The organism is Acinetobacter sp. YK3, from assembly GCF_001729365.1.
Taxonomy (GTDB): Bacteria; Pseudomonadota; Gammaproteobacteria; order Pseudomonadales; family Moraxellaceae; genus Acinetobacter; species Acinetobacter vivianii.
The window spans coordinates 1-11,907 of record NZ_LZPJ01000011.1 but is presented as its reverse complement, the minus strand read 5'-3'; the positions used below and the strand labels follow the sequence as shown (position 1 = coordinate 11,907).

Here is an 11,907-nt window from a genome sequence, read left to right as displayed (position 1 = left end):
AGTGTTAATATATAATGATTGCAATCTCCTGATATGATTTTATTTTACTCAGTTAAGTTGGGCTGGAAATATAAATAATTATTAATAATCAAAATATTATATCGCTATTGGTTTAAGCTATAATTTAAATCATTTTTCATGTGAATGGATGAGGTAGGTATATAATAAAATTAAATGAATTGCTTAAAGTTAAATCGCATAGAATCTGTCCTTAATTCGGGTAAGGTGTTTACCCATAAAAAAAACTTATCAGGCTAAGGATTGCTTTAAATGCTGACTTTTTTAGGTATCAGCATGATCATGTGTTTCATGTATTTGATCATGTCAAAACGTCTCAGTGCATTGGTTGCATTAATTTTAATCCCTTTTATCTTCGCTATTATTGCCTGGGGCTTAGGCTTCTATTTTGAAAGTCTGAGCCATATCCAGTTGGCTGAGCTTGGCAATACCATGTTGGATGGTATTAAGAAGCTTGCTCCAACAGGCGTGATGTTGCTTTTTGCAATCCTATATTTTGCTTTAATGATTGACTCGGGCTTATTTGACCCGTCGGTTAGATGGATTTTAAAGAAAGTTAAAGGTGATCCATTAAAGATTACGCTAGGAACTGTCTTTTTAACCCTGCTTGTTTCTCTGGATGGTGATGGTTCAACCACGTACATGATCTGTGTGGCCGCAATGATGCCGTTATACAAACGTGTCGGGATGAACCCACTGATTATGACCTGTTTAATGTTGCTCTGTAGTGGTGTGATGAACCTTACGCCGTGGGGAGGCCCAACAGCGCGTGCAGCGAGTGCTCTTCAGGTCGACGCCAGTGAAGTCTTTATTCCAATGATTCCTTCGATGGTGATTGCTGCTGCATGGTTATTCTTCCTTGCTTATCTATACGGTAAATATGAGCGTAAACGTCTAGGCGTGATTGAACTGGTTGATATCAGCCATGCTGACGATATTTCTATTTCGAAAGATCCAGAAGCGCAACGCCCTCATTTACGCTGGTTTAACGGTATTCTTACGCTGGTATTAATGGCTTCTTTGGTGAAAGGGATTTTACCAATGTCGATCCTATTTATGCTGGGCTTCTGTATTGCATTGGTGGTGAACTATCCATGCGTCAATATGCAGAAAAAACGGATTGCCATGCATGCGGATAGCGTATTGGCTGTTGTGGGCGTAATCTTTGCTGCGGGTGTTTTCACAGGTATTCTATCGGGCACAGGCATGGTTGAAGCGATGTCTAAGGGCTTCGTTGCTGTTATTCCACCAAGCTTAGGGCCTTATCTGGCACCAATTACTGGTGTTCTGAGCATGCCTTTAACATTCTTCATGTCGAACGATGCTTTCTATTTTGGTGTTTTACCAATTTTGGCTGAAGCTGCATCACATTATGGGATTGCGCCTGTTGAAATTGCGCGCGCATCGATTATTGGCCAGCCGATCCATTTATTATCACCATTGGTTCCTTCAACCTACTTACTCTGTGGTTTGGCTGCGGTAGAAATGGGTGATCACCAGAAATTTACTTTGAAATGGGCATTTATTACCTGTTGTGTACTCATGGGTAGTGCTTTGATATTTGGTGTTTTTCCATTTTATAATCTGTAATTCTGATTATTCATGTGCTTTTATATCGAAATATAAAAGCACATCATTTGATTTGAATCCCTGTTTATTTATTTTTTGCTTGGAATATAGCGAAATAGGTTTCTTTTTATTTTTTTGAGATGGTTAGGAAGATAACATTGGGGATGAAAAGGTTATTCGTCACAATGATGAGTCTTGCAGCAAGTTCTGCATTTGAAGCGCTAAAAAACCGAGATGTATGTATGGAAAGTGAACAGTAATAGTTCATTTGTTGGCATTAAAGGCGAAGAAAAATTAACCGAACATTGAAGTACTGTTTATTTAGTAGAATGGGCCTTTTATGCAGATGGCGATAAAACAGACTGGTAGCAGCGTAATCGTTTTATCGGTTTGAAAGATGACCGTTTAGGTACAGTGAAAGTAGGTAAACATAATACCCCGCTAAAAGATTTATCCAGTCCAGTCGATAGTTTTAATAACTATATCAGTAATAAAGCCGATATCACGGGAATCTGGCATTAAAACCTTATATCAAACTTCTAAAGTTACTGATAAAAAAGGAAATGATGAAGCAGCAGTTGATATCGATGATTCGCAAGGCTGGTTAATTGGTGCTGAGTATAAGTTGCCAAATCAGTCAAAATGGGCAGTCAAGGCTCAATATAGCCAGAACTCAACCATTTTTAAAAATGGTGCGGCTGATTTCGATGCCAAGCAAATACTTGTTGGTACGGATTATTCGCTCAATGAACAAGTGAAAGTCTATGGTTATGGTGGATGTTCAACTTTTGATCAGACAAATGCTAAAGATAAGCAACCTGTGGTAGGTAGTGGTTTTTAATTTAAATTATAAAAAAATCAAAAAGTTAAGATGAACAAATAGAGGTGATTGACTCTATTTGTTCAGTGAGCTGGAAGATCATTTCCAATCAAGACGTGGTTGAGTAGCGTTTGCAAATTTGTGCAGAATAAATAATAAAAATTCATAATTTTTACATTTTAGTCCTGTATGGTGGGGCTAGAAATCTGTCAGGGATAGTATAGTATAGTATGGATAGCAACGGAAAATGATTTTTAAAGACTCAAATATTGCTTTGTTTAACAGTATCAATACTTTTGCTAAGGATTATGCTGTTTTAGATAAGATCGCAATTTTTCTAGCGGAAGATCTGAATACGGTTTTCATCAGTTTTCTGGTTTTATTAGTCGTGATCCAGTGGAAAACATACGGTCTTCTGTTTGCAAAAACCTTATTTATCGTTCTGTTTTCACTGGTTATAAGTGACCTCATCGAATTCTTTTATCATCATCCTCGACCATTCCAGTTGCATTTGGGCGACAAATTGATTGGTCATGGCGCTTCATCCTCTTTTCCAAGTCAGCATACCTTAACCATCGTGATTATTGCCTTTTCTTATTTATTGGCTGGATTTAAAAAGATTGGATTATTGGGCTTGGTACTGAGTCTGGTGGTGGGTGTATCCAGAGTTTTTGTGGGTGTACATTTTCCTTTCGATATCGTTGGTTCATTCATCATTGGATTTATATTGGTTGTTGCAACCAACTATGTTTTAAAAGAAATGACGTTAAGACTAAGAAGAATCCGACCAATCCGTGTGATCGATTAGTTTTGAGATACACCTAAAGAAAAACGGAGCAGATGCTCCGTTTTTTTATGACTTATTTGGCTGGCTGGATATCCAGTTCAAAGGTCCATGTGGTGGCACTTGAGGCGTTGCTAGGGTCTGCATATTTGACATCTGTGAGATGTAGACGAGCGTAGCTGTTGCCTTTATTTCCTCGAATGATTGTTGCACCTTCAGGATTCGCTTTTAGCATATGGGCTGCTTGTAGACCATCTGCTTGAGCTGCACTTAAGGTTGGATAATAGTTGTACCAGCCATAAGTGAGTTTTTGAGGGTATGTTCCCTTAAAGGTTGGATTCAAAATGGAGGTAATACTGTTAGAACCCCATTTAATATTGGTTGTAGAAACGGCTGCTTTTAAATCAGCTTCTGTAGAGACATAAGCATTGCTATCTTTAAACTTATCAATTATTGGTTTACCGTCGACAGAATAGAATCCTGCTGGTTGTGAGGCAACCATACTGCCTATACCTTGATTGAGTTGAACATTGTAGCGATTAAATGCGAGTTGCCATTGTCCTGTTGCATTTTTATTGGTGGTGCCTGTGATCAGATCAACATAGTTCCAGCCTTGAGTCGCATCAATTGTTAGGGTTTTTACGTCATGAGGAAGTTGCGTATTGATATAACGAATTGAAATATAACCTGAGGTGGTGCCTTGATAATAATTATAAATTTGCACTGCAAATACAGGTTTCTCATAGCTTCCAATTGCTGTTGCAGCGCTTGAATCGGTCGTGACCAAGAATGTTTTAAAGTTTGGTGACATACGATGATCACCGAAGAGATCATATTCAAAGAAGCTATTGCTGCCCGATGACGTGTCCATGAATGCATTGCTATAAGCATCTACGCTCCAGGCTTGAGCTGGTAAACTGCCGCCTTGTGTTGCATCCAGTTCTTTGGATAGATTTGCCCATGTTGCATCAAATGGTGAATAAAGTGCACCGCCATTGCCTGAACCGCTTACACCACTGTTGGTAAATAAGAGTGGGGTACGTGTGCCCATCGCAAATTTGAGATCCCAATCGGTTGTCGTACATGAAATTTCAGCTTGCGTGTCGATATCATAACAATAAGCGCTATTTGCACTAGGTGTAATGCTCCATTGTTTACCTTTTACTGTAAATAGATCCGTATTGGTCGCAGGCGGATTGCTGGTTCCACTGTTATCTGATGATCCACCACCACCGCCACAAGCGATCAGAAGGGTGCTTAAGGTGCTTAAAGCAAATAACTTGGCTAAATTAAGATGAGACATTGGTATTGATCCTATGAAGATTATTTCAGATTGCTGTTCCAGTTAAAGCGAAGCCCCATGTAGGTATATCGACCGGCAATCGGGCGATAATCTACTGCGCTAGAAAAATCACGTTGTTCATTGAAAATATTGTCGATACCCGCAAAAGCACTGATATATCTGTTGATGCGATAATCTACCTGCGAGTCGAAGGTTACCCAGCTTGGCGACTGTTGTTGATTGGCACTATCGCCGTATTCATCGCTTTGGTAACGGCCGCGTAAGGTCAAATCAAGTTGATCATTCAAGGCATAATCGGCACCTAAACGTGCAATATGTTTAGGGCGGCGTGTTAATAGGGTATTGGTGGTTTTATCTTTTGCTTCGGTATAGGTATACGCACCATTCACCGAGAAATAAGGTGTCAGCTTCCATTTGGCAGATGTTTCAATTCCTTTGGTCTCCGCCTTGGCGACGTTGCTGTAGCTGTATTGAGTGATGCCATTTACTGTCGTGGCATTATCAAAATCGGTTTGGATCAGGTCTTGAATATCATTCCAGAACAGGTTGATATCTGCATTCCAATGATCATTTTGAACCAGACTTAATCCCAATTGATAACTGTCCGATGACTCTGGTTTTAAGTTGGGATTGCCAATGACGATATAGCCTAAGTGACTATGATCAAAAGAATAAAAACGTTCTTTTAAGTTAGGTACGCGATAGCCTTGACCATAACTCAGGCGTAGATCGGCGAGCAGATCATTCTGGTCGTAAAAACGATATTTGCTACTGAGTTTAAAGGCATTGTGATCGCCAAAATCATCATCATTCTGGAAACGCCAGCCGATCACAGCATCAAGGTTTTGTACGAGATTAAAGTCATTTTGGACATAAAACTCATGACGATCCCGCTTTACCGAACCGCCTTGCATCTCAAATTTACCGTTATTGCTTTGCTCTAACTTTTCTTCATGCCAGTCATAGCCCAACTGCCAGTTTTGCTTGTTCCATTTGGGGAGTGTCAGTTGCGAGCTGAAATGATTATTTTCCTGATTTGAGTGTCGTAAAGCAGAAAGGTATCCATCTAAAGTTTGGGTAGAAGTTGAGTCATAGGTTTCATGGACAGCTTTTAAATCGATTTTGCTGTTTTTGATAAAATTAAACTGTGAACCCGCACTGAAACGTTGGCGTTCAATATCTTCAAGTTTGTATTGTTTTAAATAAAATGGCGGAACGAAATTTAGACTTCGCTGGTGATCTTTTTCTTTATATTCATTGAAATCTGCCCACAACATAAATTGGTCTGAAGGCTGCCATGCACCATAAAATGCATATTGCTGACGCTTTTGTTCATCACCTTGTTGAGGATAATCGTTCGGGTTAACTGCAAAGCCATCGCTACTAAACTGATCTGCGATGATGCGACCTTTTAAAGTGGCATTTGCCGCTTCAATACTGATTTTTTGATGGTGATTATTGATCGATGTATTTTTACCGTCTGCATTTTGTTTGCCATAAGAGCCAATATCGACTTGTCCTGAAATGGCAACACCGTCTTGAACTTTTTTAGTGATGATATTGATCACACCACCCATTGCAGATGAGCCATATTGTGCCGAAGCTGCACCTTTAATAACTTCAATATGTTCAATGCCACCAATTAAATATTGATCTAAATCAACAGTAGAACTGGTACTGGCAGCAAGTGGTAGGCCATCAATCAGAATCAGCACCTGATCGCTACTCAGACCTTGTAATGAAATTTCATAACCTGATTTGCCATGAATTTCTCTTAACAAGATGCCTGAAATATTTTCCAAAGCATCTTTTAAGGTAATGGCATTGGTTCTTCTTAATTCTTCTTCATCAATAATTTCAGTTCGAATCGGACTATCAATTAATTTTTTTTCTGAACGTGTGCCAGTTACCACAATGGTATCGAGAACATGCAGAGGTGTTTTAGTAACTGCATAAGTTGATTGCACGGCTGCATACGCAGAAGGAGAAATCAAACCTGCTGCTAAAAGAGAAGCAAATAAAACTTTAGGTTTAGAACAGAATTGAGGAGAGAGTATATTCACAATAGTTAATCGCAATGAAAATTATTCCATAAATTAAATGGTAATCATTCTCACAATAATTTACAATGCTTTACAGGTTTATTTCAAAAAGATACAAGCGGCTGAACTAGGGAAAGTTGCTTTATTTAATTGATTCAGTAATTTAGCGTCGAGTTGAGATTTTTATATGAAGCTTAAGTTGTCTTATGTTTTTGTAACTGCACTAATGATGGGGATCAGTAGTGTAAATGCTGCACAACAGCCAGTAAAATTGGCGGATGCTTTACAACAGCAATCTTTGCATGAAAATTTGACACAAGAACAAGCGCGTCAGGCTATCCTGAAAATGGCAGGGGAATACAAAGTAGATTTTCGCTTTGAAGAGCTTTATTCACTCAAACCAGACTATAAAGTTAAAAAAGATGACTTATCGAGTGGTTATGAAACTGTTGTGGTTTTAGAAAATACCCCGAATAAAGTGTCGTTACAGCATATTCTGGTTGCAGAGGGGCACGTGGTGAAGCACTGGCGTCAGGACTGGGAATATGAACCGACCAAGATGTGGAGTTATATTGGGGATTATCGCTGGAAAAGTATTGATTTAAAGCCAGAACAGAGCAAAGGTAAATGGCTGCAAACGGTATGGCAAGTCGATGATTCCCCTCGTTATGCAGGCTTGGGTGCGTGGACCAAAGACAATGGTGCAGTGGAATGGGTATCCAATGAAACCTACCGCCCGTTACCACGCCGTGAGCATACCACGCGTAATGATTATGACGTGATTATCGGGATCAATCGCCATGCCTTCACTGCAACAGGCTGGGTGCATGAGCAAGATAATATTAAATTTGATACCAAAACCAATACAGCACTTGCTCGCGAGCTAGGGGTTAACCAGTACAACAAAGTTGAAGGCTATGATTTCAAGGCTGCTTATGATTACTGGAAGAAGAATGCGACTTACTGGAGCGCAGTCAGAGATGCATGGGCGAATGCATTTAACCAGAATCAAATCGTGGCATTAAAATTTGCAGGAAAAAATGAGAAATCTCATTTTAGTTATTTTAATGATCAGGCAAAGTCGGTAGCTGGAAAAACTGTAAAAGCAGAACAACTGCAAACTCAGGCGAAAACCTTACTTAACCAGCAGCTTGTGGAAGGCAAGATTAATTAAAAAGGCTATGCGCTCAGCGGGACTCGAACCCACGTCGGTCGCTTAGGAGGCAACTGCTCTATCCAGTTAAGCTATAAGCGCATAATTTTATGATTATAAACAAAAAAGTGATTGCAGAAGCAATCACTTTTTAAGGAAACCGATCAACTGTTAATTCTCAGTTTTACGATTTAAAAACTTATAAAAAATAAACATGGCGACGATCCAGATCGGAATCATAAGCACTGATTCTTTAAAGCCTTGCTGCCACATGATATACAGCACAACGCCAATAAACGCCAAAACCAGATAGTTACTAAATGGAGACCATAATGCTGGATACGATGTTTTGATTTGCGCTGTTTTGATATGACGACGATATTTTAAATGCGTCAAGCTGATCATGGCCCAGTTTAAAACCAGCGCGCCAACAACAACATACATCAAATGACCTAAGGCATCTTCTGGTACAAAATAGTTAAGTAACACACAGCCAAAGATTAGGAATGCAGAGAGCAGTACCGCTGGAACAGGGACACCTTGCTTATTGGTTTTGGTAAAGATTTTTGGTGCATTACCTTGTTGAGCTAAACCAAATACCATACGACTATTGGCATACATACCGCTGTTATATACAGATAATGCCGCTGTCAGGATAATAAAGTTCAGTAAATGTGCTGCCCAACCAATTCCCATTTGACTGAAAATCATCACGAATGGACTCTTATCCAAGCCGCCAAGATCGAGCTGGTTCCAAGGCACAAGTGATAAGAGAATGGCAAGCGAACCGACATAGAATACCAAAATACGAATGACCACTTGGTTAATCGCTTTAGGAATAGTGGTCTTCGGATCCTTGGCTTCTGCTGCGGCCATACCAATCAGCTCAATTCCGCCAAAGGCAAACATCAAGAAAGCCAGCATATAGAACAAGCCTTCAAAGCCATGCGGAAAAAAGCCGCCCTGTGACCAAAGGTTGCTAAATGAAGCGGTTGAGTTTGCATCAGCAGTGAAGAGAAGGAATAAACCAAACAAGATCATGGCAACTACAGCCGTCACCTTGATGATCGCTAACCAGAACTCTGATTCACCATAGAATTTAACATTGGTCAGGTTGACTGCCGTAATCACGACAAAGAAGAATAATACAGACTGCCAAGCGGGAATTTGCGGCCACCAGTAATTAATATATTTACCTACTGCCGTTAGCTCAGTCATTGCCACAAGGATGTAGAGCACCCAATAGTTCCAGCCCGTAATAAAGCCTGGAAATTTACCCCAATACTTATAAGCAAAATGGCTAAATGAACCTGCAACAGGTTCTTCAACAATCATTTCACCTAAATGACGCATGATTAGAAAAACAATCAAGCCGCCAATCGCATACCCCAAAATAATAGATGGTCCAGCAGACTGGATAATTTGCGCAGAACCTAAAAATAAGCCCGTACCAATAGCCCCACCCATCGCGATGAGTTGGATATGGCGGTTTTTTAGTCCACGCTGAAGTTGAGAAGAATCGTTGTTCAAAGGACTGAGCTCGACGAGGAATTAACTGGATTATTCTAATAGATTGATCGATTTTCGCCTAGTAAAAGTACAGCATTGCCATGACTGGAAAGTTGTTTTTAAAAGTTATTTAAAATCCTATATTTAAGTGAATATTTAAATGAAATTTGCTTTATATTTGTACAGCTAAATCATATTCTTGTTTTTCCCGACGGATGGATTCGCATTTTTGCCATTGTGTAAGTGATGAAAAATACTCAATATAATGCACAGATTTTATGCATGACGACTAACTCTGGCACCATTGGTCGTATGGTATTTTTGACTGCCGTGCAGTAGCTTTAGACGAATAACCCTCTGCACCAAGAACATGATAAAAGGAAGAATTGACATGAGCTCAGTACCGCAAATCAAAGTCGCTGCAACTTATATGCGTGGTGGCACAAGTAAAGGGGTATTTTTCAAACTGGATGATTTACCCGAAGCGGCACAAGTAGCAGGCAAGGCACGTGATCAACTTCTTTTACGCGTAATTGGCAGTCCAGATCCTTACGGTAAGCAGATTGACGGAATGGGCGGTGCAACCTCAAGTACCAGTAAAACTGTGATTCTGGCTAAAAGTTCAGAGCCCGAACACGATGTTGATTATCTATTTGGACAAGTATCGATTGATCAGCGATTTGTTGACTGGAGCGGCAACTGCGGAAACTTAACCGCAGCTGTGGGGGCATTTGCGATTTCAAATGGATTGGTTGATGCCGAACGTATTCCTGAAAATGGAATTTGTACAGTACGAATCTGGCAGAAGAATATTCAAAAAACTATTATTGCACATGTCCCTGTGACTAACGGTCAAGTTCAGGAAACAGGTGATTTTGAGCTAGATGGAGTGACTTTTCCCGCAGCGGAAGTTCAGATTGAATTCTTAGATCCTGCTGATGATGGTGAAGAAGGCGGTGATATGTTCCCGACAGGAAATATTGTGGATCAATTGGTTGTTCCGGAGGTTGGTACTTTTGAGGCGACATTTATTAATGCAGGGATTCCAACGATTTTCCTGAATGCCGAAGACATCGGTTATCAAGGGACAGAATTACAAGAGCACATTAACAGCGATGCGGCTGCTTTAGCACGTTTTGAGAAAATCCGTGCGTATGGCGCGGTACACATGGGCTTAATCAAAGACATTTCAGAAGCAGCAGCACGTCAACATACCCCTAAAATTGCTTTTGTATCAAAACCAAAAACTTATACCTCGTCGAGTGGCAAAGCGGTTGAGAGCGGTGATGTGGATTTATTGGTTCGTGCTTTGTCGATGGGCAAGTTACATCATGCCATGATGGGAACCGCCGCTGTGGCAATTGGTACTGCGGCAGCAATTCCGGGGACGCTTGTGAATTTGGCTGCTGGAGGTGGAGAACGTGAGGCCGTTCGTTTTGGACATCCATCGGGCACATTGCGTGTGGGTGCTCAAGCCGAATTGATTGATGGCAAATGGTCTGTGAAAAAAGCCATTATGAGCCGTAGCGCACGTGTATTGATGGAAGGCTGGGTGCGAGTACCAGGGGATACTTTCTAAGCATTGCTTGGAATGATGCGATAAGGCCTTCATTTGAAGGCTTTATTATTTGGAATGGATTAAAAATACAAATGCAATTTCTTCAAATAAATAGTGTTATGATGTCGCCATTCTGGCAAGTTTTGTCATTTTCCTTCCATTAAGATTTCCCGAGGCAATTGTGTCATCTATTTCTCAAGTTAATGCGGATGTTTTAAAACAAGCTCAACAACGTATTCAACAGGATTTATTGACAGCATTGGCTGCATTTTCGATTCCAGAACCTTTAAAAGCAGCTGTTCATCATGCAGTTATGCTCGGTGGAAAGCGTGTTCGTCCAGCATTATGTTATGCAGCAGCTTCATTACAACCGAATCAAAATTTTGCAGCAGCCCGCCGTGCAGCAGTTGCGGTTGAGCTGATCCATTGTTATTCATTGGCCCATGATGATTTGCCATGTATGGACAATGATTTACTGCGTCGTGGACAGCCGACTTGCCATGTGGCCTTTGGTGAAGATACAGCATTGCTGGCTGGTGATATTTTACAGTCGATGGCCTTTGAAATCTTGGGAAGTCGTTTATTCGACGAACAAGGACAGGGGACTGAGGCTGCGATTGTCTTGAAGCAGGTACAAATCTTAGCAACCGCCAGTTCAAAAATGGTGTGCGGACAAGTCCTTGATTTGCAAGCCGAAGGTGCGGGTAAACAAGTTGATCAGGCGGAATTGGAAAATATTCACCGTAATAAAACGGGTGCATTGATTCAAGCAGCGATCATGATGGGGGCTGTAACCATCTTTACTGGTACGGATCAGGCGATTCCTAAATTACGTCAATTTGGGCAAAGTATTGGTCTGGCTTTTCAGGTGCAAGATGACATTCTGGATATTACCGCCAGCACAGAAACTTTGGGCAAAACAGCGGGTAAAGATGAGCAAGTGCAGAAGTCGACCTATCCTGCTTTAATGGGGCTGGAACAGGCACAAGCTTATGCGCAAAACCTGCATGATCAAGCCTTTGAAGCCTTAGCGTATTTTGGTGAAGATGCCAAAGAACTCGTCGACATTTCAAAGTTCTTGCTGGCACGTAAAAGTTAAAAGCCAGACAGTTTTTCTTAAATAATTAATGTTATAAAAGACCATCTTGTAT

The 11,907-nt window shown here is 40.6% G+C and carries 8 protein-coding genes, 1 tRNA gene and 1 pseudogene; 6 read left to right on the top strand and 4 right to left on the bottom strand.

The annotated features are described in order from the left end of the window. Nucleotides 1-270 precede the first annotated feature (270 nt). The 3 genes and pseudogenes from A9Z07_RS01600 to A9Z07_RS01590 all read left to right on the top strand — a co-directional run bounded on the left by A9Z07_RS01600 (nt 271) and on the right by A9Z07_RS01590 (nt 3,215). Nucleotides 271-1,608 (top strand): CitMHS family transporter, encoded by a 1,338-nt coding sequence (locus A9Z07_RS01600; protein ID WP_047429693.1) that lies wholly within the window; start codon nt 271-273, stop codon nt 1,606-1,608. A gap of 164 nt (nt 1,609-1,772) precedes the next feature. Continuing rightward, nucleotides 1,773-2,428: pseudogene (locus A9Z07_RS01595) on the top strand (porin). 226 nt (nt 2,429-2,654) lie between these two features. After that, a complete protein-coding gene (locus A9Z07_RS01590; RefSeq protein WP_069576378.1) occupies nt 2,655-3,215 on the top strand; it encodes a phosphatase PAP2 family protein in 561 nt (186 codons plus the stop codon). 52 nt (nt 3,216-3,267) lie between these two features. Here A9Z07_RS01590 and A9Z07_RS01585 read toward each other — a convergent pair whose 3' ends face one another. Together A9Z07_RS01585 and A9Z07_RS01580 are read right to left on the bottom strand one after the other, a co-directional pair. Further along, a complete protein-coding gene (locus A9Z07_RS01585; protein ID WP_069576377.1) occupies nt 3,268-4,494 on the bottom strand; it encodes an HmuY family protein in 1,227 nt (408 codons plus the stop codon). Nucleotides 4,495-4,514: 20 nt separating this feature from the next. Further along, complete coding sequence (locus A9Z07_RS01580) at nt 4,515-6,572, bottom strand: TonB-dependent receptor plug domain-containing protein (protein WP_139126618.1); 2,058 nt, start codon at nt 6,570-6,572, stop codon at nt 4,515-4,517. A gap of 151 nt (nt 6,573-6,723) precedes the next feature. On the opposite strand from A9Z07_RS01580, the gene A9Z07_RS01575 reads away from it, so the two are divergent. Then, nucleotides 6,724-7,710 carry a DUF6607 family protein gene (locus tag A9Z07_RS01575; RefSeq protein WP_004775281.1) on the top strand — a complete coding sequence of 329 codons (987 nt, stop codon included), beginning with the start codon at nt 6,724-6,726 and terminating at the stop codon, nt 7,708-7,710. Nucleotides 7,711-7,718: 8 nt separating this feature from the next. Here A9Z07_RS01575 and A9Z07_RS01570 read toward each other — a convergent pair. Both A9Z07_RS01570 and A9Z07_RS01565 read right to left on the bottom strand, forming a co-directional pair. Further along, nucleotides 7,719-7,791: transfer RNA gene (locus A9Z07_RS01570), tRNA-Arg, on the bottom strand. A gap of 69 nt (nt 7,792-7,860) precedes the next feature. Then, a complete protein-coding gene (locus tag A9Z07_RS01565; protein ID WP_004775279.1) occupies nt 7,861-9,219 on the bottom strand; it encodes an amino acid permease in 1,359 nt (452 codons plus the stop codon). Between the two features lie 370 nt (nt 9,220-9,589). Here A9Z07_RS01565 and prpF point away from each other — a divergent pair, with 370 nt between their 5' ends. Together prpF and A9Z07_RS01555 are read left to right on the top strand one after the other, a co-directional pair. Then, entirely contained in the window at nt 9,590-10,777 is a 1,188-nt protein-coding gene (gene prpF, locus A9Z07_RS01560; protein ID WP_069576375.1) for a 2-methylaconitate cis-trans isomerase PrpF, read from the top strand. 160 nt (nt 10,778-10,937) lie between these two features. Beyond that, nucleotides 10,938-11,855, top strand: coding sequence for a polyprenyl synthetase family protein (locus A9Z07_RS01555; protein WP_069576373.1), 918 nt, complete (start codon nt 10,938-10,940; stop codon nt 11,853-11,855). The last annotated feature ends 52 nt before the right edge of the window (nt 11,856-11,907 follow it).